The sequence below is a fragment of the Chryseobacterium sp. StRB126 genome, from assembly GCF_000829375.1.
Taxonomy (GTDB): Bacteria; Bacteroidota; Bacteroidia; order Flavobacteriales; family Weeksellaceae; genus Chryseobacterium.
In genome coordinates this window covers 4,475,805-4,500,052 of the sequence record NZ_AP014624.1, presented here as the reverse complement: position 1 = coordinate 4,500,052, position 24,248 = coordinate 4,475,805, and the positions used below count along the sequence as shown (strand labels likewise).

The window sequence follows — 24,248 nt, the reverse complement described above, 5'->3', positions numbered from 1 at the left end:
CATCTGTGGGAAATAAAGTTGCTTTTTATAATAATTACCTATGAAATCAATCCAATCATATGACGGATAAAAGCTCTCACAGACTGAGCAAATCACGCAGATTCTAACGCAATCATCTGTGAATATCTGCGGGATCTGTGGGAAATAAAGTTGCTTTTTAGAATAATTGCCTATGAAATCAATCCAATCATATGGGGGATAAAACCTCTCACAGATTGAGCAAATCACACAGATTCTAACGCAATCATCTGTGAAGATCTGCGGCATCTGTGGGAAATAAAGTTGCTTTTTAGAATAATTACCTATGAAATCAATCTAATCATATGACGGATAAAAGCTCTCACAGACTGAGCAAATCACGCAGATTCTAACACAATCATCTGTGAAGATCTGCGGTATCTGTGGGAAATAAAGTTGCTTTTTAGAATAATTACCTAGGAAATCAATCCAATCGTATGGCGGATAAAACCTCTCACAGATTGAGCAAATCACACAGATTCTAACGCAATCATCTGTGAAGATCTGCGGCATCTGTGGGAAATAAAGTTGCTTTTTATAATAATTACCTATGAAATCAATCCAATCATATGACGGATAAAACCTCTCACAGACTGAGCAAATCACGCAGATTCTAACGCAATCATCTGTGAATATCTGCGGTATCTGTGGGAAATAAAGTTGCTTTTTAGAATAATTGCCTATGAAATCAATCCAATCATATGACGGATAAAAGCTCTCACAGATTGAGCAAATCACGCAGATTCTAACACAATCATCTGTGAATATCTGCGGCATCTGTGGGAAATAAAGTTGCTTTTTATAATAATTACCTATGAAATCAATCCAATCATATGACGGATAAAAGCTCTCACAGATTGAGCAAATCACGCAGATTCTAACGCAATCATCTGTGAATATCTGCGGCATCTGTGGGAAATAAAATTATTCTTTTATAACAATTATCAGCGAAATCGGCTTAATCAGGGAGATAGCCAAAAACAAAAAACGCTGTTCAGATGAACAGCGTTTGTAATTTATTTCAAGATTTCAGCTTCAATAGAACTGTCACCGTACAATTTAATAAAGGCTTTGGTGTAGTCTTCCTTGGAAGCAAAATTTGGATTATCCATAAATTTCTGAGGATTCAACGCAAAAAGCGGGAACCACGTACTGCTGATCTGAATCTGGATTTTATGCCCTTTTTTGAAAGTATGAACTACGTCCTGAAGTCTGAAGTTAACTGCTGTTTTCTGTTCAGGAACCAAAGCTTCTCCTTTTTCTTTAGTATTTCTGAATCTTGCAGGCATAATTTCACTTCTTACCATCTGGTGGTAGTTTCCGTAGATTACACCGTCTTTCTTTTCTGCCGGTTTGAAATCTTCAGGATAAACATCAATCAGTTTTACCGCAAAGTCAGCATCAGTAGAAGAAGAGGAAATATTCAGTTTGGCCATAATTTCTCCGGCGAAAGTAATATCTTCTGTCAGTACATCTGTGGTAAACGTCAATACATCAGGTCTTCCTACAGCAAATCTCTGATCTTCCGACATATAATTTTTAGGAGTAAATCCATTAAAATCTTTTAAGTGATCAGAACTTAAAACCGGATTGTTCGGGTCGCTATAATATTCTGAATATCCTTGTCCTGCAGCCTTTTTTAACGTTTTATCAGAAAGATAGAAGTTTACTTTCTGTGCGTTCTTAGGCGGATAAGATGCAAATTCTTTCCATTGTTTTGCTCCGGTGTCATACATCAAAGCTTCAGGAAGTCCTGCATCTTCTTTGGTGTTGCCTTTCAGATAATGACTGAAGAATTTTGTTTCTACATTTTTCTGGTAATATGTGGCAATGCTGTCTCCGAAATAAGTTTCACTGTGGAAATGCTTTCCTTGTTCCTGAGACCATCCACCATGAGAGAAAGGTCCCATTACGATGGTGTTTTTAGCCTTTGGACTTGTCTTCTCAATCGTTTTGTAGATATTTAACGGTCCTGCGAGATCTTCAGAATCAAACCAGCCTCCTACAGTCATTACGGCATGATTGATATTCTTCAGATGAGGAAGAAGGCCTCTTTTTTGCCAGAATTCATCATAATTGGTATGATTCATAATTTCTGTCATGAAAAAATTATCTTTATAGTACTTCTCATAGCCATCTTTTAAGGTTCCCATATCTCTGTAGAATTTTAAACCATCTTCAGAGGTTTGTTTAATGAAAGAATCCATATACCATGCTTTTTGTTCAGGTTTTGTCTTCTGAACTCCAAAAACAGGAAATGTTCTGAAATAGCCCAGCATAAATCTGCCGTTGTGAAGAAAATCATCGTTCCAGAAATCAGAAATAGGTGCTTGTGGAGAAGAGGCAACCAATGCCGGATGCTGTGCTAATGTTCCTACCGCGGTATAAAATCCGGGATAAGAAGTTCCGAATTGGCCTACCTTACCATTATTATCTTTAACGTTTTTCAAAAGCCAGTCGATGGTATCGTAAGTATCTGTACTTTCGTCAACATCTTTTTTAGTTTTACGTTCTACCTGAGGAGTCATATTGGTGAAAGTTCCCTCACTCATATATCTTCCACGTACGTCCTGGTACACAAAAATATATTTGTCTTTCATCAGGTAAGTGTTAGGTCCCACTTTGGTTTTATACTCATTTTCCCCATAAGGAGCAATGCTGTAGCAGGTTCTCTGCATCAGAAACGGATATTTGTTCTTGTTTGAAATATCTTTGGGAATATAAACAGCCGTAAAAAGCTTCACCCCATCACGCATGGGAATATAAAATTCCTTCTTTGTGAAATTATCTTTAACGAAATTGTCTTTTTGTTCCGTATTCTGAGCCTTTCCAAGAATGAAAAGAAGAATGAGCACAAGTGAAATATGGGTTTTCATAAGTAAAATTTGCGGCTAATTTAGAAATAAAAATACTTTCACGGTATCTTCTTATATAAATCTTCCTTTAAAAGTGCATTTGTTTTTGATTTTTTACTATTGATTGTGGAATTTGTGGTTGATGTAGAGATAGGGCCACCCTTCAAAAATTCTTTGAATTCTTGACACCCCTGCCTTGGAGGGGAATGTGTAGTCTTTCGACTGGAATATTGGTGAAAATCGGAGATTTTCAGTAAACTTAACTGTACTTTTAAAACAGCTAATAGTTGCATTAAAATAACTAAAGTGTTCAAAACCTTTTGTGACTTTATGGTTAAAAAAGCCTGTAATTAACCAATAAAAAAGCCGGATCATTTCCGGCCATTTACTAAAGTATATAAAAGGATGGTGTTTATTTCTTTTTCGGTTTTTTACCGGCAAATTTATTCAGCTTCATACTAAGGGAAAACATGATGTATCGTTTAAGGATCAGATCTTCACGGTCTTCAAAATAAGAATCGGTAATGGTTCTTTTTACGCTTTGATTTTGATTCAATACATCATAGACCTTTATTTTTGCTGTCAGCTGTTTTTTGTAGAATGAATATCCCAGACTGGCATTCCAGAAATAGAAATCTTTTTTAAATCCGGGAGCAATATTTGAATTGGTGTTATAAGAAAAATCATTTCCAATGAAGAATGCTTTTTGGAACAGATAATTTGTTAGTTCTACCTTTAGAGACTGGGTAGTGGTATTTACGCTGTTGACATTATAGTTGGTATAGTCGGAAAAGCTATATCCAAGGCTATAAGAGGGTTTTATGGTAAATATATCTTTGATTTCATAATTCAGATTAAGTCCCGGATTAAAGTTGTAGGCTCTGCTTTTAAATGCTTCCCCATTGATAAATCCATTATTATACGTATAATTCATACTGAACCTTGGAGCAATTCTCAATTTATGGTCATTCCATTTAAATGTTTTGGCCAAGCCAATATTGAAATTGAAATTCTTATTTCCGCTTATATTGCTGTAGGTGATGATCTGTCTTCCGGAATTGTCATATTTGGAATAATTGATAACATCATTATTTCTATAGGTAAACCCAGCTGTAACATGGTAATTTAAATTCTTAACCATGTCATAACTGTTGAAAGTAAGATTAGTTTCATTAATCCATGTGTTTTTAAGATCAGGGTTTCCGGTATTGGTAATTAAAGGATTGGATTCATCCTTATAAGGAATCAATTTTCCGGGATCAGGAATGGTGAAACTGGAAGAGTTGGATAAGATTAATGACTGCTTGTCTGTAAAAGAATATCGGAAATTGGTTGAATATTTGGGGAGGACAAAATTTTTCTGAAGGTTGTACAGCTGCCCGTTAAAAACTGAATTGACATTCATGTCTGAAATATCAGCATTGACGGTAGCCCAGAGACCGAATTTCTTTTTGTAAAGATAATAAGATAACTCAGGCGTAAACTGATTCATTCTTTGATCCATACTATTGGAAAGACGGGTGTTATACTGAGAATATTGTCCTGTAACAGGATCAAAATCATTAAAATCCCTTATGTCTCTGGTTAATTTTGAGTTGTATTGCAGCGTGATGCCAATTGTTGCAGAATCTGAGATGGGTTCTGTATATCGGGCCATAAAGCTGTAATTATTATCCTGGGAACGGGTCTTCTGCAGCTGATTACGGTTATCAGTAGTTATACCGGAGTCCTTATAAAAGGAATTTAGAGACTGATTGATGTTTTCATTAGCAGATTCTGTAATAGAAGTATTGACCATGGCCATGAACGCTCTGTTCTTTTTCTTAAAGTTCCTGAAAAAATTAATGTTGGGGCTGAAAGTATTAGATTCTCCATTGATGTGAGTAATATTTTTACTTTCATTCAAAAGTTTATCATCCTTTAAAGTTGAAGATACAGATTGCCCTGAACCGAATGTTTCTGATTTTGAAAATGAAGGTGCAATGTAAATATTGGTCAGTGAATCCAATTTTATTCCTACAGAGCTGTTGAAATTATATTGTCTGGATTCATTCTCATTACTGCTTTCAGAATCTGTTTTTAGAGTAGAATCTGGAAGAAGTGTAGTCTTTGAGGCTTTGGAACGGGTCTCATTATTAGAATCTGTATATTGGAGGCTGAGATTGTCAAGGTTGGCATCATTTCCAAGTTTATCATTGTAATTCAAACCAAAGCTGTTAAATTTTTGAATTCCACCTCCTTGCTGACCTGCGCTGCCTCGTCCCATCGTATCAAAAATCTGATCTCCTGAACTGCTTTTGGAGTTGATATTATTGGCGGAGGCCAAAACACTGATTTTGGTCTCTCCTTTAAAATAATTTAAGAATACATTTCCTTCATACCGTTTATCAGAACCATATCCAGCTAGAATTTTTGAAATAAGACCTTTGTTTTTCTTCTCATCAATATTGAAATTAATCGTGGTATTTTGAGATTTTGGAGCTCTCTTGGTAAGTTCCTCCTCTTTAGTCTTCGTAGTGGTAAATTGAATATTTTTAATGATATCTGCTGGAAGATTTTGTAGAGCAGTCTTTCCTTCCTTATCGAAGAAAGGTTTCCCATTGACCATAATTTGGTCTACAGCTTTTCCATTGACTGTAATTTTCCCATCATTGCCTATTTCTACTCCCGGAATTTGTTTCAGAAGCTCATCAATCTGGCTGTCTGGGCGTACTTTAAGAGCTGAAGCATTGAATTCTATGGTGTCATTTTTTACTTTCACCGGAGAAACGGTAATTTTCACCTCATCAATGTCAATAACTTTCTTTTTTTCAAGTGTTATATCGCCAAGAGATAGTGACTGCAGAATTTTATCGAGTGCTTTTGAATATGATAGCTTTTCGGTATCAATTTTTAGAAAGGAAGATTCTTTTACCTCATCAGTTTGTAATGAAAATTTACCTTCTTTATTGGTTGCTGTATAATTGATTATGGTGGAATCTTTTGCCTTCAGCAGATAGATGGTCGCATTTTCTACTGGCTTTTTTTCCGGATCAGATACTTTTCCATCAATATGGAGTCTTTGGCCATATGCAATCAGGAAGTTGCATACCAAAAACACGAATAATAAGATTTTCTTCATTGAGCGTTCCAAAACGTAAAAATAAAAAAACATCCCAATATAGGGATGTTCCTTGTGAATATTTCAAAAAATATTTTTATGCTCTTAAATATCTTGAATACGCATATCCTTCCTGACCGTCAGCAGTTTTTACTTTCCACCAGTCGTCAGAAGTCTGCTCAATTAAAGTTACAGCAGAACCTTTGGCAGCTTTTCCTACTACAGCAGCTTCAGTAGAAGGCTCCTGTCTAATGTTCAGATTAGACTCATCTGTAGCTACAGTAAGAGAAGCACCTGAAGCAAGACCTGCAACCTGTACATCGATATTGATATCTGAAGCAGAATAAGTAGAATCAATAGCTCCTAAAGCATTCCAAACTGCATCTTTTGCTGCTGTATTGGAAGCATCTCCGGAAACATATAAAATTCCGTCCTGTTCCTGAACCTGTAGGTTTGAGATCCCAGCAGACTGAGCTGCTGAAACTACGCTTGAATATTTATCTTGTAATGTACTCATCTTAATTTAATTATTTTACTGTGTAGTTAAATTTAACTTTACCAACTTTTAAAGCATCCACAGACTGCTTAATTTTTTTAGCCTGCTCTTTAGAAACATTTCCTGTAAGGGTAAGTTCGTTATTAATAACTTCTACTTTTACTGTTGGGAAATCTTTTACTGCATCCTGAACTTTTTTCTGAATGGCAGGATCTACAGCAGATTTAGTTTCAACAGGTGCCGGAGCCGGAGTTACTTCTACTTTAGACATATCCATTACGTCTTTTACTCCTTTAATTGCTTTTAATTGTGCAATCATAGCATCTTTAGACGCCTGATCTGCGAAAGTTCCGCTTAAGTGAGCCACACCTTCTTTTACTTCAACAGAAGCATTGGGATTAGAAGTTACCACAGTTGTAGCCTGAGTCTGAAGATCGGCATCAGAAACTTTTTTCTTACAAGAAACTGCCCCGAAAGATACAGCTACAGCTAATGCAGCCATTGCGATAGTTTTTTTCATATTGTATATTTATTAATGTTGTTATACAATCAAATGTAATAATAAAATTTGTACCAAAAGAATAAAAAATCAATAAATGTTTCTTAAATTTTTTACAATATTTTCGGAACCAGCGATTTAATTTTTATATTCCGAAAACTTAATATGGCCTTAGTATGATTAGAATAAAATATTCTGCCAATTCAAAAACCATTATATTTGCGCAAATTGAACTATATATATGAAAGGACAGAATAAACTTTTTATAGCAATTATCATCGCACTTCTTCTGGGAGTGGGAATTGGAGGAATTGTACACGTACAGTATCCGGAAAGTGCAGAACCTTTTTCCAAGAATATAAAATTATTGGGAACGGTTTTCATCAGGCTGGTACAGATGATTATTGCACCTTTGGTTTTTACTACACTTGTGGTGGGAATTGCTAAAATGAGTGATATCAAAATGATCGGAAGAGTAGGAACAAAGGCTATGCTTTGGTTTATCTCCGCTTCTTTGATTTCTCTTTTTATCGGGTTAATCCTTGTGAACTGGCTGGAACCGGGACACGTTACCAAACTACCGATTCAGGATGCAGCTTCTGCAGAAGATCTTTTGAAAAGCAGTAAAAGCTTTTCCTTAGAAGATTTTGTAAAGCATATGATTCCTAAAAGTTTATTTGAAGCCTTTGCTACCAATGAAGTATTACAGATTGTAGTATTTGCCATTATGTTTGGAGTTGCTTTAGCTAATTTAGGAGAAGAATATTCTAAACCAGTAGTAAAGCTTTTTGATATTATTGCCCATGCTATTCTTAAAATGGTAGGATATATTATGTGGTTTGCCCCGCTGGGAGTATTGGGATCAATTGCTGCGGTAGTAGCTACCAATGGTTTTGAAATTTTTAAAGTATATGCCATCTATTTAAGAGACTTCTTCTTTGCAATAGGAGTTCTTTGGCTGGTACTTTTATTAGTAGGATACTTTATCCTGGGGAATCGTCTTTTCGATTTATTGAAGAGAATTAAAGAACCATTATTGATTGCATTCTCTACAACCAGTTCAGAAGCGGTATTTCCAAAATTGGTGGAGGAACTTGAAAAATTCGGATGTAACAGTAGAGTAGTCTCTTTCATCCTGCCTTTAGGGTATTCTTTTAACCTGGATGGAAGTATGATGTATATGACATTTGCTTCTATCTTTATTGCTCAGATCTATGGAGTAGAAATGACTCTTGGGCAACAGATTACCATGCTTTTGGTATTGATGCTTACTTCAAAAGGAATTGCAGGTGTTCCAAGAGCTTCCCTGGTTATTATTGTAGCAACCTGTTCAATGTTTGGTATTCCACCGGAAGGAATTGCTTTAATCTTACCGATTGACCACTTCTGTGACATGGGAAGAAGTATGACAAACGTATTAGGAAATACATTGGCTACTTCAGCAGTATCAAAATGGGAAGGGCAATTAACTGAGCCTTTAGATAAAATTTAAATAATGAGTTTAATAAACTTAGAACCTTATAAAAGCCATATTGAAAAATATGGCTTTTCAGTTATAAATGAAGTATTCTCTGATGCAGAGGTTGCTGAAATTATCTATGTTCTGGACAATATAGATACCTCAAAAGAGAATTTCAGAAAGTCTGAAGACCTGTTTGCCATCAGACAGTTTTTAAAAGAAGTTCCGGAAATTAAAGACCTCATCTTTAATGACAATATCAGAACAATTATCAATGAAATCTTTGGTGAGCGGTATTTTGTAGTAAAGAGTATCTATTTTGATAAACCGGAAACCTCTAATTGGTATGTTGCCTATCATCAGGATCTGACAATTTCTGTAGATAAAAAACTGGAATTATCAGGTTTTGGCCCCTGGACTACAAAGCAAAATCAGTTTGCTGTACAACCACCGTTGGATATTTTGGAGAATATTTATACGATCAGAATTCATCTGGATGAAACGGATGAAAATAATGGAGCGTTAAAAGTTGTTCCGCAATCTCATGCTAAAGGAATCTACAGACCAGAAATGATAGACTGGACAGTAGAAACTGAAGAAATCTGTAAAGTAAATAAAGGGGGAGTGATGCTTATGAAACCTCTTACATTGCATGGTTCAAACAGAACAACCAATGGAAAGAAAAGAAGAGTGATTCATATTGAGTTTTCAGATAGGGAACTTCCGGAAGTTCTGCAATGGGCAGAAAGGATGAATTAAGATATTCTCAGAATAAAAAATAGCCTCTTCAAAAAACGAAGAGGCTATTTTTTATTGCCAGTGATCAGATATTACTTCTTTGTCTGGAATATTGATATTGTGTTTATTATAGAAAAGCAATATTAAATATTCTTTTTTCTTCGAAGTATCTCTATACATTGGTGTTTCAACTCTTATGTTTCTCTTCATAATTCCTTCAATTGTTTTGTCTTTGCTGCTAAAAGCTATAACAGGCGACATTCCTTTAATTTTAAAAGAGTCATTTAAGGTTACTTTGTATATCGCAAAAGGTTGTTTAGGATTGAAATTACTGATTTTTGAGAGTTCAGATTTAGGATTATCTCCTTGTTTTTCATCGTAGTAATAAACGAATTGAGCTCCTTTAAATCTGAATTTATTTTGATTTAAATAGGAAAAAACCTTGCTTAACGTTTCAAGTTGGGAATCCTCGTCTTTGGTAGCTTTATCTTTTAATCTGGACATAGGAGAACAGGATGAGATGCCGTATTGGTTGTTAGATCCATTTAATAAAATCAAATATCTTTCATTAGGTTTTACCTCTTTTTCACAGGCTGCTGAAGATGATTTTCCAATTAATCCCCTCACATTTAAAGTGGTGAATTTTGTCCCTTTGTATACTTTTTCAAACTCCACATCAGCTTTATAGGTTCTTTGTTGGGTATTTTCATCATATACTTTCAGAATTTTTATAACCCCTACAACATTAGCTTCTAAGTAATTTTGAGCTAAATTATTCATGACACAGCTACAAGCAGCTACTTTTAAAATACCTAATAATAGAAAGAGAAATAATGATAATTTTTTCATTGATATAATAGTTTTTATTTTACAGAAATTTCATCCACAAAGATATACGTTTCACCACCTTTTTTCTGATGCCAACCGGGAAGTTTTCCGGAATAATAAGCTTTTACTTTAAGATATCTGGCTTCGGTAGGAAGAATTTCAGTAGTAAAATCTTTGGTCTGAACTTTTTCATCTTTAGGATCAATGTCATTATCGATGGTATCTAACAGAAAATAGTCTTTAGCGTTCATTGAAGCATAATATTCCACTTTTTTAGGCATCAGGATCAATAATTTGTAGTCCTGAAGAAAAGTAGAGGAGATTTGAGTGATTTGCAAAGGCGACTGAAAATCAATGACTGTTTCAAAATTCTGCCCCAAATATCCCTGCCAGTCTCCTTTTTTCCAGTCTATATCACCTTTGATTCCATCAATTAATGCAAATTTTCCGGTAGCCGTATATTGAGGATTGACTTTTGAAAGAGTTGTGATCTCCCAATAATTAGGTCTTCTGTTGAAGTTTGCCGTGATTACTGAGCTTTTGTCTCCTTTTCTTTGTGCATATGCCTGAACCTGTGTTGTTCTACTGATGGTGAAAGACTTTTTGTAAACAGTGAATTTCTTTTTTTTGTTGGCATCACCGGTATCCAGCGTCATATAGTAGATTTTATCATTTGGATTTTGGGGAGTGATTTCAACTTTGGTAAAAAAATCAAAGATTCTGTCTGCTTTAATAACCGGAGGAGCAATAGCTTCCTGAGCAGTGGATGCATGGTCTTCGGTTCCTCTAGCAGCATTTATATCTTGAGAATAATTTTGAGCATCCATAATCTGGAGCATCAGTAAAGACAATACAAGAAGTCCTTTTTTCATGTTTGATAATATAAGATGAGATTAAATCAAGTACAGTACCAAATGGTGATTTGTGAAAATAAAATTAGGGATTGAATTGGGCTGGAAGCAGGAAGAGGGGGACTGGAAGTACTGTCAGGTTATGGAGAAGTTGTAACGAATTGGTTATAGATGAATTTACAAGTTTCGAAATCTGGTTAAAAAAATACTATTTGTTTGCTGGCTTCAATAACTCCTATCTTCCAGCCTCCATCTTCCTTTCTTTTCAAATGTAATAAAACTCAGCTGTTGCTTGTCTTATATAAAACCATGATTATCAAATTACATGAAGAAGATTTTACTTTCAGCAGTTATTCTGTTACCGGCAGCTCTTTTTTCTCAAACGATGACAGGGAAAATTTCTCAAAAAGGAAAGGCTGTTTCCTATGTTGAAGTGATCGCTGTAAAGGATCAGAAAAAACAAACTGCTATTTCGGATGAAAAAGGCAATTACTCACTGAAACTTTCTGAGAACGGGAATTACAATATTAAACTGATACAGGATGGAACGGAAGCGTCTGCTACAGATGTTACCGTACAGGGTGATGTAAAACAGGATTTTTTCATTGAGGAGAAAAAAGAAAAGCAGATTGAGGGAGTAACGCTCACTGCCAGAAAAAAACTGATTGAAAGAAAGGCTGACAGATTAATCTTTAATGTTGCTAATTCTGTGGCTTCACAGGGAATGGATGGAGCAGAGGCACTCGCCACAACACCATTAGTAAAAGTAGATGAAAATGCCGGGGTTTCTATTGCTGGAAAAAGTGGAGTATCGGTGATGATTAATGACAGGATACTCAATCTTTCTTCCACAGAACTTGTTACTTATCTTAAGAGTTTAAGATCTGAGAACATCGAAAAAATTGAGGTCATTACGTCTCCACCTTCAAAATATGAAGCTCAAGGAAATAGCGGGCTTATCAATATTGTCCTGAAGAAAAATCAGAATCTTGGCTGGAGCGGAAGTCTTACGACGAGTTTTCAGCAGCAGACTTATTCTGGGTTTTCCAACAGTGCAACCCTCAATTACCAGAATGAAAAACTTCGTTCTTCTTTAAAATTAAGACAAAGCAAATCTGAAAAGCATTCCTTTGAAAATTATAGAATGACAGGAATAGAGGGGCTTAAAAGTCATGATGACAGAAGAGATTTTGGAGATGGGCTTGGAGCGAATCTGAGTGTTGATTATCAGCTAGGAAAGAAATCCAACGTAGGTTTTATTTATGATTACGGATTTGGACATTCCAATATGGATATTGAAAATACTTCGGATTATTTTCAGAATGACCATTATACCAACACCTTGTCTACTTATGCAGAACATAGAGGAAAATCCATACAACAGACCATAAGTGCTTATTATGATGTAAAGTTTGGGAAACAGGACAATAAGTTAAGTATTACAGGAAACTATTTTTCTAACCTTCCCAAGACTACTATTGATTTTACAACGATAGAAAATTCCGGAGATCAATTTATTGTAAGATCACCATCGGTGGTGGATTACAAGATCTATTCCGGACAGGCAGACCTTACTTTACCTTATGAGTTTGCCAAAACAGAAGCAGGAGTGAAGTTTACTAATTTTGATAATAATTCCAGTATTTTTTATCAGAATTTTGAAAACGGAAACTATGTGACCGATGCTTTGAAGAGTAATGAGTTTAAATACAATGAGAAAAATTATGCTGTTTATTTCAGCCTTGAAAAATCATTTAGCGAAAAGTGGTCTGCAAAAGCAGGCCTTCGTTATGAATATTCTACGGTTAATGGAAATTCATTAACCTCTGGTCAGCAGTCGGAAAGTTCTTACGGAAAATTTTTCCCAACCGCGTATGTGATGTACAAAAGCAATGAGAGTAATACCTTCAGTGTTAATTATTCCAAAAGGATCAACAGACCCGGATTTCGTGCCATCAATCCTTATCGCTGGTATATCAATGTAAATTCTTATTTCACAGGAAATCCGTTTTTACAGCCATCTATCAATCATAATTTTGAATTTTCTCATGTGTATAAAGGGAAATTATCAACTACATTGTATTTCCAGAGAACATTAGACGGATTTGGCCAATTGGCTAGTCTATCCGGAGAGAGCAGAACCAGTACTTTTTTCAATTATTATCACCAGAACAGCATAGGAGCTACCATAAATTATTCGGACACCTTTTTCAAACGTTGGGAGGCCAATTACTCTGCAGACTTATCTTATACGGATATGGGCGTTTTCACTACTGATGCTTCGTCTAAAAAAGGATATGGTTATGATTTTGATATTCAGAATAATATATCACTCAATAGCAAAAAAACGTTTCAGCTTATTGCCAACTACTGGTTTCGCCTGCCCTCCAATTCAGGAAATATACGTTGGGATTTTGTAGGAAACTTTACGGCTGGAGTAAAGATGAATCTGATGGATAAAAATCTGCAGGTTAATGTTATTGTTTCAGATATTTTCAAACAATCAAGAAGTAAGGGAGAAATATTTTATACTACAGGGTCTCATTATTTTAATAACTATTACGATGCCAGAAGGCTTACTGTGTCTGCAACCTATACATTCGGGAATAAAAAGGTAAAAGGGGCGAACCGTAATGTCAATTTTGATGAGAAAAACAGAGCAAATTAAGGCGGGACGCTGAAAGTTAATGAATAATAGTATAATGGCTGTATTGGTTCAATTTAAATTTAACGCAAAGGTTTAGTTTCTTATATTATATTCTTAGGGGAGTAAAGAATGGAGGCTGTCTCAAAAGTGTCATTCTAAATGAAATGAAATGTAATGAAGAATCTCAAACAACTGACCAACAATGAGATTCTTCCTTCGTCAGAATGACAAAAGCCAAATTATTTGACTTTTGAGACAGCCTCTTTTTAAGCGGAGGCATAATCACATAGCTTCATAAGCGACACAGTCGCTCTCTTTGCTTGCTAAAATTATTTCATTCAAATTAATCTTTGCGTTTAAAAATATAAATGCAGACGGTAGAATAGAACATTTTATACAACACAGCCCATTGAAAGCCTGAAAGAAACTTCCAGCCTCCGTTTTCCAGCCCCCTAAACCTCTCCTTCAAACAAGTCATTAAGATATTCCACCTTGTGGCTTTCGTCCTTTGTTGTTCCCAGATACTTTTTCCATGCCTGAGACTCATGGTAAACAATGCCCATTTCCCATACACAATACGTTGGGAGGTGGGTCTTACTTCTGTCCCATATCTCAAATTTTCCGGTTCCGTTGTAATAGACACTTTCCCATAATTCGTTTTCACTTCGCCAGGTACAGACCAATAGAAGGTAGTTTTCGCCACATCGGTGCATAATTACAAATCCGAGATCTTCGATATTCTGAAAATTCTCTTTGGCATTTTCAATACATATTTTAGCAGTCTGAATATCCTGTATGGAAATTTCTGCAGGATCTTTGGCCAGATCATACCATTTGAACCTGGTTTTTCCTACAGTGAATATTTCTTTTGGTAATGCATATTTAGAAGGATAACTGGCGGTTTCCATAGATTTTATTTTGATGGCGGACGATTCCTCATGATGAAAAAACAGGATAAACAAAATTTTTAACGATCTGATTTATCACCTGATATTATAGATTTTATTGATTCTAAATTACCAAAAAAAAACGTAAATTTGTAAACAATTTATATTTATATGTTGACGAAAGAAAAGGTTCAGGAATTCCTTAAAGAAATAGAAGTAGACGACTTGGTGAATAATCTTCAGATTATGGGTAACGACGTTTATATTGACATGACTGCTCATTCACCAGCAATGCATGAAAAGAAAAAACTGGAAGCTGCCATGAAGCAGGCTTTTGCCAGTGAGTTTGGAGAAGAAGTTCATTTAAAACTTAAAATCGTTTCTCCGGAACCTAGTGAAATTCAGCAAAGTCAGATCAAGGGAAAACAGATTCCTGGGATTCAAAATATTATCGCTATTGCTTCCGGTAAAGGAGGGGTAGGGAAGTCTACAGTTGCTGCAAATATGGCAGTAACGTTGGCTAAAATGGGTTTTAAAGTAGGATTACTGGATGCCGATATCTATGGACCATCAGTTCCCACCATGTTTGATACAGAAGGGGCAAAACCAATTTCTGTAGAAGTGGACGGAAAGAGCATGATGAAGCCTATCGAAAATTATGGAGTGAAAATGCTTTCTATTGGCTATTTTTCAGGAGCTAACCAAGCGGTAGTGTGGAGAGGGCCAATGGCTTCAAAAGCATTAAACCAAATGATTAGAGATGCTGCATGGGGCGAATTGGATTTCTTATTAATAGACCTTCCTCCGGGAACAGGTGACATCCACTTATCTATCATCCAGGAAGTACCTGTAACAGGAGCTGTGATTGTAAGTACACCTCAGCATGTTGCTTTGGCAGACGTAAGAAAAGGAATTGCTATGTTCCAGATGGAAAGCATCAATATTCCGGTTCTTGGATTAATCGAAAATATGGCGTATTTTACACCGGAAGAACTTCCTGAAAATAAATATTATATCTTTGGAAACCAGGGAGCGCAATATTTGGCAGAAGATCTTGGGATTCCTGTATTGGGAGAGATTCCATTGATCCAAAGCATCAGAGAAGCAGGAGACGTAGGGAGACCGGCAGCTCTTCAGGAAAATTCTAAAATTGCAGAAATTTATACTGAAACGGCAAGAAAAATGGTAGAAAGTCTGGTAGAAAGAAATAAAAACCTTCCTCCAACTGAAGCGGTGAAGATCTCCACTATGGCAGGTTGTTCGCCAAAAGCAAAATAATAATAACTTTCAATCACATTTGAAAAAACCGAATTGAACTGAAAAAAATATGGAAACAAACATAACGCACGAAGATACAGTAACAAGAGTAATGGAAGCTCTGGAAAGCATCAGACCGTTTTTGAATAAAGACGGTGGTGACATTGAGCTTATTGACGTGAAGGATAATCAGGTTTTTGTAAAACTTCTGGGTAACTGTTCCGGATGTTCGTTAAATTTTTCAACCCTAAAATTAGGAGTGGAAAATACAATCAAACAACATGCACCGGAAATTGAAAAGGTAGTAAACGTAGAATAAGACTATATCTGAGATATTGAAAAGACAGGCTTTTTTATAAGGCCTGTCTTTTTTGTTTTTTTGAGTTACATATTGTCTTTTTTTAAAACGCAAAGAAAAAATGATTCTGATGTTATATTTCAGTGAGCAAAGGGGGCGACTTTGTCGCTGATTAAGTTGTATGGCTATACTTTCGCTTCAAAAGAATCAATGAAGTTGATTCCACTCTTTGCTCCCTTAAATATATAACAGCCTAAGAATAAAAACTTTGCGTTACATTTAAATTACTTTGGTATAAATAATATTGTACTAATTATTCAGCCTTAACAAATCATCAGGAAAATATAATTATGAATTCTGAGTGAGAAATTTATTATAGTTTTCCTCATTTTCAAAATAAGCCACCTCGCCTTCATCGCTTATCATAACAATATAAGCATCTGCCTTATCTACGGTTTTTCCGCTGTACGGATCAATAGCTTCTCTGGCTGTTTTATCTGTTGGAATACGTTTTACACACATTTCACAACAGCCATAGTAAGTTTTACCATTGTGAGGAACCTCTATCTGTTTCTTTCCCATATAAGCATTGTTCACCATGCAGACGGTTTCTGTGGGAACATGACTTCCTTTTACATATTTTCCGGAAGATGCTGTAGACTGAGGTTTCTGCACGGTTACAGATTCCGGACTTTTGGGTGTTTCTTTGTTACAAGCATATAAAACGGTTGCACTGAAAAGAATGATACATGCGTTTCTGAATATTGTTTTCATATCGATATTATTTAATTAAACTTCCTTCTACAATTTCTTCACTTCCTTTTTTGATGATTAGATCACCTTCCGATAGTTCTCCGAAAACTTCAATAGAATCATTGAGAATTCTTCCTTTTTTGACGGGAATGAATTTCGCAATTCCGTTTTCTTTTTTAATAATATAAACTCCCATATTACTTTCCACCAGAGCCGATCTGGGAATAAAAAATGTAGCTTCCTTATTTTGTAAAGGAATCATAGATTCTGCAATCATAAAAGGCTTTAATTCTCGGGAATGATTGATAAAATCTGCCTCTATTTTTTCAGAACGCAGCTTAAGGTCTAAAGAACCTGACTTTCTGGATATTCTGGCTTTAAAGTTTTTTTCAGGGAGTGCATGAACTCTGAATGCTATGGTATCTCCCACGTTGAGATAAGGAACATTTGCTTCCGAAACAGATAAACTAAGCCGAAGCTTTGAGGTATTTTGAATAACCATCAAAGGGGTTCCTCCCATGGGACCTACATACGCTCCGAGATCCACATTTCTTTCTGTAATGACTCCGCTGAAAGGGGATCGGATGACCAAATAACGATTAATATCCTGAAGTTCACGATACGCTGATCTGGCAGCATTCATCTGTGCTTCATCAGAAAGTTTTCTGGCCGTAATTTGATCCAGAGCATCTTTTGCAATAGCTCCTTTCGTTTCGTTGGCTTTGTACATTCTGTTATAACTTGATTTTGTAGAGGCATAAATAGCTTCCTGTGCCTGCCACTTTGCTTTGGCATTAGCCGCCTGAGATTGTATTTCAGGAGCTTCCAACACCATAAGAACCTGCCCGGCACTTACATGAGATCCAATATCAACATTGATCTTTTTTACATAGCTCTGCACTTTAGCAAATAATGCGGTTTCCTGATCCGGAACCAATTCACCGGGAAGTTTGAGCTCTACTTTGGGATTACTTTTTTTAATAGCTACAGTTTCCATGCTGGCCATCATCATAGGCTTGACTTCTTGTTTGGAAACTGTTTTTTCTTTGCTGCAGGAAGCCGGAATAATAATAAGACTAAGGATGGCAGCTGTATATAATATATTTTTCATTGAATGTAAAATTTATGGGTTTGAATGAGAATAATGGATGCTTTCTTCATCTTCAGGATCTAAAGAAGGAGAAATAATGCTTGCATTTTTTTGCATCCATCCAAAAACTAAAGGAAGAATAACCAATACTGAGAATGTAGAGAAGATAAGTCCACCAATTACGGCACGGCCTAATGGAGAAACCTGATCTCCACCTTCTCCGAAGCCTATGGCCATTGGTAACATTCCGGCTGCCATAGCCAGCGTAGTCATAATGATGGGGCGGATACGAAGTTTAGCTGCTTCAATGGCTGCACTTACAGCATCTCCGGTTGATTTTCGAATGGTTTCCGCATTGCTTATCAATAAAACGGCATTGGCAATAGACACTCCAACAGACATAATGAGTCCCATATAAGACTGAAGATTCAAAGTAGAACCTGTCAATTTCAGTAACGTCAGTGATCCTACAATGACAAAAGGAACGGTTGTTAAGATAACCAATGAAACACGGAAGGATTGAAAAGTAGCAGCAAGCATCAGAAAAATGACTGCTGCAGCGATTAGAAGTCCTGAGGAAAGGCTGCTCATGGTTTCATCCAATACAGGAGCCATTCCGGAAACTTCAATATTTACTCCTTTCGGAAGCTCACCAAGAGATTCAATGGCTTTTTTTACATCTTTGGAAGCCTGTTCCAGATCAGTTTTGTGAAGATTAGCAGTAACAGTAGTATAGCCCATAGTTCCTAGATTGTAACTTTCTCCCAATTCTTTTGCAGAACTTATAGTTGCCACATCTCCTAAGACAGGCCTGTCTGAGTTTTTGGATAGCGGAATATTAGCCAGTTCGTCTTTGCTGTTGAGAATATTCTGAGGAGTCTGCACCTGTACATCATAAGCAATTCCCATCATTCCGCCTACCCAGAAATTTTTGTTGGTATAGCGGGTAGAAGCGGTAGCGGTCACTAATGATTTAGCAATATCCTGTGCATCCAACCCTAATTGAGCCGCTTTTACCCTGTCAATATTAATCTGTAAAGCAGGATAGTTCATAGATTGTGGGATTTGCTGATCGCGCATGTATTCAATTTCTTTCAGTTTGGCTAAAAGTTTCTCAGCATACATTCGGTTCATCTTTTTCATCATCCCTGAAATTCTTATCTCAACAGGAGTATTGGTTCCCTGACTTAAAATCTTTTCAGTAAGTTCAATAGGCTCAAATGAAATTTGAATATCCGGCATTTTTTCCTTGTAATACTTTCGCAATTCATCCTTCAGATCATCAGAATTTCCATTGAACTCTTTTAAGGCAACCTGCATTAAAGCTTCATGTGGACCAGCATTATAAAGATAAATAGGACTAACCGCAAATGTGGAAGGGTGTTGTCCGATGAATACTGATGAAATAGCAATATTATCTTTTCCCACCTTATTTTTAAGATGTTCCAAGAATTTTTTAACCTTTATTTCAGTAACTTCAATACGGGTTCCTTCCGCTGCTTTTATACGAACCTGAAACTGTCGGGAGTTTACGGCTGGTAATACATCTTTTCCCGTTATCTGATAAAGCCCGATTCCTAAACACAAAATAGCTGCAAGACTTATACTCACAATGATTTTTCTTCGCTTCATCAAAGAAGATAAAAATACAGTGAAACGATCACGGAAGCGCGTAAACCAATTCGGTTTGTGATTTTCACATGTTTTAGGATCATGCTTCATTAACCAGTTGGCCATCACCGGAACAAAAGTCTGTGATAATATAAAAGAAACAATCATCGAAAACCCTATGGCCATTGCTAATGGCATAAATAGAGATCCGGGAATACCACTCATCATAAATGCAGGAGCAAATACCGCTAGAATACAAAGCATGATAAGCAGTTTCGGGAAGGCAATTTCTTTACACGCATCCCAAATGGCTTGTGCACGGCTTTTTCCCATGGCAAAATGCTGATGGATATTTTCAATGGTAACTGTGCTTTCATCCACCAATATTCCTATCGCGAGAGCAAGTCCGGATAAAGACATAATATTAATCGACTGTCCGAATAATTTCAGAAATAATACCCCTGAAATAATAGAAATCGGGATGGTCATAATAACGATAAGAGCAGCTCTTCGGTCATTTAGGAAAAGCATCACCATCAACCCGGTCAGTAAAGCTCCCAAAATCCCTTCCACTGCTAAACTCTTCAATGCATTTGAAATATAAACGGATTGATCGAATTCATAAGAAATCTCTACATCATCCGGCATATTTCGTTGTATTTTTGGTAGAGATTCTTTCAGCTTATTCACAACTTCCAGCGTAGAAGCATTGCTGGCTTTGGCAATATTAATGTACACAGAACGTTTTCCGTCTATTAATGCATATCCGGTAGCAATATCAGCTCCATCTTTCACGGTGGCAACATCCTTGACGTAAACATTGTCTGCACTTCCTTTAAATAGAGGAATATCTCCCAATTCTTCCACCTTTTTTACCGTATTGTTAGTGGGGGTAAGATAATTAGTCTCGCCTATATAAACATTGCCTGATGGTGAGGTGATGTTATTTCTGCTGATGGCCTCTACGATCTGCTCCGGAGACAATTGATGTGCCCGCAGTTTAATAGGATCAACATTCACCTCAATGGTACGTGGACTTCCTCCAAACGGTGGAGCGGTAGTAAGCCCCGGAATGGCAATAAGAAAAGGGCGGGCATTGAAATTGGCGATATCCTGCAGTTCATTGTTCGTTTTGGTATTGCTTCGGAAGACTAATTGTCCTACCGGTTGTGATGAGGAGTCAAAACGAATAATAAAAGGAGGCGGAGCACCAGGCGGTAAAAATACCTGTGAACGGGTAGACAGTGCATTGATTTGTGCAATGGCTTCTCCCATATTGGTTCCTTCATAGAAGTTCACCTTCATGAGGGTAAGCCCTTGGGTATTTTTAGATTCGATACTTTTAATACCATTGGTGAATAAAAGCATATTTACATACATTTTGGTAAAATATCCTTCCATCTGTTGTGGGGTATAGCCATTAAAAGAATGGGCAACATATACTACAGGAAGATTCATCTCCGGAAGAATATCTACTTTCACTTCTTTGGCAGCTTTGATTCCGAAAAACAACAGCCCCAATACCAATACCATTACAGATATTGGCCTGCGTAATGCAAACTTTATAAGATTCATGTTTAAATTTTTGAATTAATAGGCAATTGCTTGGGTAATCAGTGAGATATCTCCCTTCGAAGCGGCTATCAATACAACAGCCTGCCAGGAATTGTTCTGGGCAATTTCATAGTTGATCTCAGCCCGGTTCAGAAGATATAATGCCTGAGTAAAATCTACGATAGTGGTCAATCCGTTTTCGTATAATGCTTTTTGTTGATGAAAGGCATCGGTAGCAGCCTGTAACTGGATTTTGGATTCAGTAATTTTAGACAAAGCGTTTTTATATTTCAGATCCGAGAGATTCTGTTGATTATGAAGCTCTTGTTGTAGAAGCTGATAATCAAGATCTAAAGTCTTTGTAATGAGCTTCTGTTCATTGATTCTGGAATTGTTTCTATAAAAATCAGTAAGATTCCAGCTGAGATTTAGCCCTACAATATAATTCATTCTGTCTACGCCAATTCCTTTCAGATAAGAGGGTGAATAAGCAGCATTATCCTGAACATAATTCCAGTCGAAACCTGAACCACGCCCCTGGAATGTCCCAAAAAGAGAAAGAGAAGGCAGGCTTGAGGTATTCAGATAATTTTCCTGTTGCTTACTTTTATTAATTTTTTGAGCAACAAAAAGCGTAGTGGGATGGTTGTCAAAAGATGAGGTTTCCTGCATTAAAACAGGGGCGTTTTTACTGAAATAATGATCTAATTGATAATTATTAAAATTCTCTGCCAGAAGATCAGATAACTTTTGATTATAGTCGAGAACATGATCGTTTGCATTGATAATTGCAGTCTGTGCATTGGACATTTCTGCTTTTGCCAGTGATGCATCTACTTCTGGAATTAATCCACTGTTTGCTCTAGCCTGAGCAATCGTATAAATAACTTCTGAACGTTTGTGATTTTCCTGCTGTATACTTTCAAGACGCTGGCTTACTAGAAGGTTGAAATAGGCAGCCGCAGCCTTTATCTGATGTTGAAAAACTTCCTGTTTCAGATCTGCTTTTTGAAGCTCTACATCGGCAATTTCTATATTTTCTTTAGTTTTAAGTTTCCCAAAAGTATAGACATTCCAGTTGACGTTCGCGAGATACAAACTTCCAAAAGCAGCATTCCAGTTTTGTTCTGCCAAAGGCATGGAAGTAGACGAAATACCTGAACCTCCCATATTGTACATTGGGCCATTTTGAGCATTGATGGTTCCAAAACTCTGCTGAACAGCCAATGTCACTTCCGGCAAATAATACGTTTTCTGAAGCTTAAGTCTTTCTTGTGAAGCCTGTATATTGATTGATTTCTTTTGAATAGACTGATAATTCTTTTCGGCCCTGAGAAGTACCTCCTCTAAACTCGTCAACTGAGCAAAGGACAGTGCAGGGCAACTCAGCCATAAGATAAGTGCTCTGAATGATAAATTCATAGAATATTTTTAGAATTAAAATTGAAAAATAGTTGTCCCGATTGGGATCACGGAATGGTTCAATGTATTCTAAATTCTATAAACGCAGTGAAGAATGAAAAGGGGTGGGGAATGGGGATGGTATTTTGAAGGATCAAAATAAGAAGTATGGTTTTCAGGATCAATAGTTGATCCCAGTTCAAATACAGCGCCCAGATTGTAATACGGAATGGATGCTGATAAAAACTTTACAGGAGTATTTTTGTAAGAATGAGGAAGGTTGTCTTCTTTGCAGATTTTCTTTACTTCCAGTTTACAACATCCGTTATGATTTTTCTCTTTATTGGCCTTGCATTTCGAGCAATCCAGATCAGAGAGTTTTTTCAGACCTACATGTATTTCACTTGCATTTCCTTTACATATGTGTCTGCTTGTGGTAAATCCTGAAGAAACCACGATGTACAGAAGGATAAACAGTATGTGAAAGACTCTTTTCATTTCGTGGGATAAAATTAAAATGAATAAAAGTCTTGATGTTATATAATTATGGAAGAAGTTTATACTTTAAGGGATTCTTTCTTTTTATAAATTTATTTTAGGGTAATCTTCACATTAAAGTCTTCAAAAGTTTCGATTATTGCATTGAATTTACTTTTGAGAAGATTTTTACTTTTCTGATGGTTTATCCAAATTAATTCCGAAACAGATTCTACCCCAAAACCACCGCGAAGACAGTCATAAACAGCATATAAATTACGTCCGAAATACCCTCCCGGGCCATGGATTTCCTCACCTAAAGTACAGAAGAAACTATCCAGATTATGAAATTCATTTCCATCAATCCGAACTGTAATATTGGCTTTTGATGTATCATTACTTTTAGAGTTTAAAGCCCATACAAGCCATCCCTGCAGTTCATCTTTTTTGAAGGTCTTCCAAACATTTTTTTCAGTGATCTGATTATTGATTTTCATATCCAAAGCTTTCTGAAAACCTTTGGGATGCTGCCATACATGACCAATAAAAGTGACATTATTATGCTTGGATTTGATTATCCTGATATTGCTTATGAAAGTACGTGCTACAATGGTTTTTTGTTCATCCAATACACATATGCAGCCATGGTTGTCATAAGTTTTTAAAGAACTTTCTATAGCTGATTTAAAACTGGCTATATCATTAACATTGATGAGTTTTACCTTTTTATAAGCAATGGAGTGAGAACCTTCAATATTCTTTACATCATCAATAGTAGTAATGATTTGAGAATTTTCATCTTCGTCTAATTCAAATCCAAACATATAATTTATACTGATCGTTTTATTGTTTCACAACCTTATTTCCCACTCCTGTAAGAGAGGCATTAGGCTTTCCTGATTTTGTTCCTGAACTTCTGTAATATACGGTATTGCTGCCACCTTCTATGGCAACGTTATCTACTTTATCAATATATACCTTGTTGCCTGTTCCTGAAACCGAAACTTTTTTTGCATCTCCTTTGACGGTTACTGTATTATCACCTCCTGAAACTTCAACGTTTCCACCATTAAGGGTATAATTAAGTTTATGACCTACACCATCTACCTGTATTGTTTTACCGTTAGACTGTTCCACCCCTTTCGTCGATTCTGTTTTTCTGGATTGAGAAAATACAGTACCAGTTCCCAGTAACAGAATCGCTAAAATACCTGCTGTTTTAATACTTTTCATATTGAATTTGGTTTTTTGTTGTGAGTAAATATAAGTACAAAATAATTTTCTCATTGTTAATCAAAAGTTAAATGATTGCTTTTTTTGAGGGATGAAGAGAATCTATCTCAAAAGTGGGGGCAAGGGAAGATTCTTAGGAGACATCTTTGGATATCCTTGTCAAGGTTTAAAACCTTGACAAGGATGTTAGTAGTTT

At 36.2% G+C, this 24,248-nt stretch carries 19 protein-coding genes; 5 read left to right on the top strand and 14 right to left on the bottom strand.

Going from position 1 to position 24,248, the window contains the following annotated elements:
- Positions 1 to 1,034: 1,034 nt before the first annotated feature.
- The 4 genes from CHSO_RS20295 to CHSO_RS20275 form a co-directional block, all read right to left on the bottom strand.
- On the bottom strand, positions 1,035 to 2,894 hold the full coding sequence (locus CHSO_RS20295; protein ID WP_045500175.1) for a CocE/NonD family hydrolase: 1,860 nt from the start codon (positions 2,892 to 2,894) through the stop codon (positions 1,035 to 1,037).
- A gap of 391 nt (positions 2,895 to 3,285) precedes the next feature.
- A complete protein-coding gene (locus CHSO_RS20285) occupies positions 3,286 to 5,994 on the bottom strand; it encodes a TonB-dependent receptor (protein ID WP_045500169.1) in 2,709 nt (902 codons plus the stop codon).
- A gap of 76 nt (positions 5,995 to 6,070) precedes the next feature.
- Complete coding sequence (locus tag CHSO_RS20280) at positions 6,071 to 6,490, bottom strand: SH3 domain-containing protein (RefSeq protein WP_045500166.1); 420 nt, start codon at positions 6,488 to 6,490, stop codon at positions 6,071 to 6,073.
- A gap of 10 nt (positions 6,491 to 6,500) precedes the next feature.
- On the bottom strand, positions 6,501 to 6,989 hold the full coding sequence (locus CHSO_RS20275; protein WP_045500163.1) for a BON domain-containing protein: 489 nt from the start codon (positions 6,987 to 6,989) through the stop codon (positions 6,501 to 6,503).
- Between the two features lie 220 nt (positions 6,990 to 7,209).
- On the opposite strand from CHSO_RS20275, the gene CHSO_RS20270 reads away from it, so the two are divergent.
- Positions 7,210 to 8,460 carry a dicarboxylate/amino acid:cation symporter gene (locus tag CHSO_RS20270; RefSeq protein ID WP_045500160.1) on the top strand — a complete coding sequence of 417 codons (1,251 nt, stop codon included), beginning with the start codon at positions 7,210 to 7,212 and terminating at the stop codon, positions 8,458 to 8,460.
- Between the two features lie 3 nt (positions 8,461 to 8,463).
- On the top strand, positions 8,464 to 9,186 hold the full coding sequence (locus tag CHSO_RS20265; RefSeq protein WP_045500157.1) for a phytanoyl-CoA dioxygenase family protein: 723 nt from the start codon (positions 8,464 to 8,466) through the stop codon (positions 9,184 to 9,186).
- A gap of 51 nt (positions 9,187 to 9,237) precedes the next feature.
- On the opposite strand, the gene CHSO_RS20260 is transcribed toward CHSO_RS20265, so the two are convergent.
- Both CHSO_RS20260 and CHSO_RS20255 read right to left on the bottom strand, forming a co-directional pair.
- Positions 9,238 to 10,014: a hypothetical protein gene (locus CHSO_RS20260; RefSeq protein WP_144428996.1), complete on the bottom strand. Its 777-nt coding sequence runs from the start codon at positions 10,012 to 10,014 to the stop codon at positions 9,238 to 9,240.
- Positions 10,015 to 10,028: 14 nt separating this feature from the next.
- Positions 10,029 to 10,865: an FN3 associated domain-containing protein gene (locus CHSO_RS20255; RefSeq protein ID WP_045500152.1), complete on the bottom strand. Its 837-nt coding sequence runs from the start codon at positions 10,863 to 10,865 to the stop codon at positions 10,029 to 10,031.
- Positions 10,866 to 11,169: 304 nt separating this feature from the next.
- Between CHSO_RS20255 and CHSO_RS20250 the strand changes: the two genes are divergently transcribed.
- Positions 11,170 to 13,512 (top strand): outer membrane beta-barrel family protein, encoded by a 2,343-nt coding sequence (locus CHSO_RS20250; RefSeq protein WP_052480672.1) that lies wholly within the window; start codon positions 11,170 to 11,172, stop codon positions 13,510 to 13,512.
- A gap of 431 nt (positions 13,513 to 13,943) precedes the next feature.
- Here the strand turns inward: CHSO_RS20250 and CHSO_RS20245 are convergent, their stop codons facing one another.
- A complete protein-coding gene (locus tag CHSO_RS20245) occupies positions 13,944 to 14,399 on the bottom strand; it encodes a hypothetical protein (RefSeq protein WP_045500150.1) in 456 nt (151 codons plus the stop codon).
- A gap of 150 nt (positions 14,400 to 14,549) precedes the next feature.
- Between CHSO_RS20245 and CHSO_RS20240 the strand changes: the two genes are divergently transcribed.
- On the top strand, positions 14,550 to 15,656 hold the full coding sequence (locus CHSO_RS20240) for an Mrp/NBP35 family ATP-binding protein (RefSeq protein WP_045500147.1): 1,107 nt from the start codon (positions 14,550 to 14,552) through the stop codon (positions 15,654 to 15,656).
- Positions 15,657 to 15,705: 49 nt separating this feature from the next.
- Positions 15,706 to 15,954 (top strand): NifU family protein, encoded by a 249-nt coding sequence (locus CHSO_RS20235; RefSeq protein WP_045500144.1) that lies wholly within the window; start codon positions 15,706 to 15,708, stop codon positions 15,952 to 15,954.
- A 327-nt stretch (positions 15,955 to 16,281) separates the two neighbouring features.
- Here the strand turns inward: CHSO_RS20235 and CHSO_RS20230 are convergent, their stop codons facing one another.
- The 7 genes from CHSO_RS20230 to CHSO_RS20200 all read right to left on the bottom strand — a co-directional run bounded on the left by CHSO_RS20230 (position 16,282) and on the right by CHSO_RS20200 (position 24,052).
- Positions 16,282 to 16,707 (bottom strand): hypothetical protein, encoded by a 426-nt coding sequence (locus tag CHSO_RS20230; RefSeq protein WP_045500139.1) that lies wholly within the window; start codon positions 16,705 to 16,707, stop codon positions 16,282 to 16,284.
- Positions 16,708 to 16,714: 7 nt separating this feature from the next.
- Complete coding sequence (locus CHSO_RS20225) at positions 16,715 to 17,797, bottom strand: efflux RND transporter periplasmic adaptor subunit (RefSeq protein ID WP_045500136.1); 1,083 nt, start codon at positions 17,795 to 17,797, stop codon at positions 16,715 to 16,717.
- Positions 17,798 to 17,809: 12 nt separating this feature from the next.
- On the bottom strand, positions 17,810 to 20,962 hold the full coding sequence (locus CHSO_RS20220) for an efflux RND transporter permease subunit (protein WP_045500134.1): 3,153 nt from the start codon (positions 20,960 to 20,962) through the stop codon (positions 17,810 to 17,812).
- A gap of 15 nt (positions 20,963 to 20,977) precedes the next feature.
- Positions 20,978 to 22,363, bottom strand: a complete 1,386-nt coding sequence (locus CHSO_RS20215; protein WP_045500131.1) for a TolC family protein — start codon at positions 22,361 to 22,363, stop codon at positions 20,978 to 20,980.
- Positions 22,364 to 22,432: 69 nt separating this feature from the next.
- Positions 22,433 to 22,840: an HYC_CC_PP family protein gene (locus tag CHSO_RS20210; RefSeq protein ID WP_045500128.1), complete on the bottom strand. Its 408-nt coding sequence runs from the start codon at positions 22,838 to 22,840 to the stop codon at positions 22,433 to 22,435.
- Positions 22,841 to 22,932: 92 nt separating this feature from the next.
- On the bottom strand, positions 22,933 to 23,643 hold the full coding sequence (locus CHSO_RS20205; protein WP_045500125.1) for a barstar family protein: 711 nt from the start codon (positions 23,641 to 23,643) through the stop codon (positions 22,933 to 22,935).
- Between the two features lie 19 nt (positions 23,644 to 23,662).
- Complete coding sequence (locus CHSO_RS20200; protein ID WP_052480747.1) at positions 23,663 to 24,052, bottom strand: DUF3060 domain-containing protein; 390 nt, start codon at positions 24,050 to 24,052, stop codon at positions 23,663 to 23,665.
- Between the last annotated feature and the right edge of the window lie 196 nt (positions 24,053 to 24,248).

Coding starts and splice junctions, on each gene's coding strand:
- CHSO_RS20215 (WP_045500131.1), bottom strand. CDS start 22,363: ATGAATTTATCATTCAGAGCACTTATCTTATGGCTGAGTTGCCCTGCA.
- CHSO_RS20255 (WP_045500152.1), bottom strand. CDS start 10,865: ATGAAAAAAGGACTTCTTGTATTGTCTTTACTGATGCTCCAGATTATG.
- CHSO_RS20240 (WP_045500147.1), top strand. CDS start 14,550: ATGTTGACGAAAGAAAAGGTTCAGGAATTCCTTAAAGAAATAGAAGTA.
- CHSO_RS20280 (WP_045500166.1), bottom strand. CDS start 6,490: ATGAGTACATTACAAGATAAATATTCAAGCGTAGTTTCAGCAGCTCAG.
- CHSO_RS20220 (WP_045500134.1), bottom strand. CDS start 20,962: ATGAATCTTATAAAGTTTGCATTACGCAGGCCAATATCTGTAATGGTA.
- CHSO_RS20210 (WP_045500128.1), bottom strand. CDS start 22,840: ATGAAAAGAGTCTTTCACATACTGTTTATCCTTCTGTACATCGTGGTT.
- CHSO_RS20295 (WP_045500175.1), bottom strand. CDS start 2,894: ATGAAAACCCATATTTCACTTGTGCTCATTCTTCTTTTCATTCTTGGA.
- CHSO_RS20285 (WP_045500169.1), bottom strand. CDS start 5,994: ATGAAGAAAATCTTATTATTCGTGTTTTTGGTATGCAACTTCCTGATT.
- CHSO_RS20200 (WP_052480747.1), bottom strand. CDS start 24,052: ATGAAAAGTATTAAAACAGCAGGTATTTTAGCGATTCTGTTACTGGGA.
- CHSO_RS20250 (WP_052480672.1), top strand. CDS start 11,170: ATGAAGAAGATTTTACTTTCAGCAGTTATTCTGTTACCGGCAGCTCTT.
- CHSO_RS20275 (WP_045500163.1), bottom strand. CDS start 6,989: ATGAAAAAAACTATCGCAATGGCTGCATTAGCTGTAGCTGTATCTTTC.
- CHSO_RS20225 (WP_045500136.1), bottom strand. CDS start 17,797: ATGAAAAATATATTATATACAGCTGCCATCCTTAGTCTTATTATTATT.
- CHSO_RS20265 (WP_045500157.1), top strand. CDS start 8,464: ATGAGTTTAATAAACTTAGAACCTTATAAAAGCCATATTGAAAAATAT.
- CHSO_RS20260 (WP_144428996.1), bottom strand. CDS start 10,014: ATGAAAAAATTATCATTATTTCTCTTTCTATTATTAGGTATTTTAAAA.
- CHSO_RS20230 (WP_045500139.1), bottom strand. CDS start 16,707: ATGAAAACAATATTCAGAAACGCATGTATCATTCTTTTCAGTGCAACC.
- CHSO_RS20245 (WP_045500150.1), bottom strand. CDS start 14,399: ATGGAAACCGCCAGTTATCCTTCTAAATATGCATTACCAAAAGAAATA.
- CHSO_RS20235 (WP_045500144.1), top strand. CDS start 15,706: ATGGAAACAAACATAACGCACGAAGATACAGTAACAAGAGTAATGGAA.
- CHSO_RS20205 (WP_045500125.1), bottom strand. CDS start 23,643: ATGTTTGGATTTGAATTAGACGAAGATGAAAATTCTCAAATCATTACT.
- CHSO_RS20270 (WP_045500160.1), top strand. CDS start 7,210: ATGAAAGGACAGAATAAACTTTTTATAGCAATTATCATCGCACTTCTT.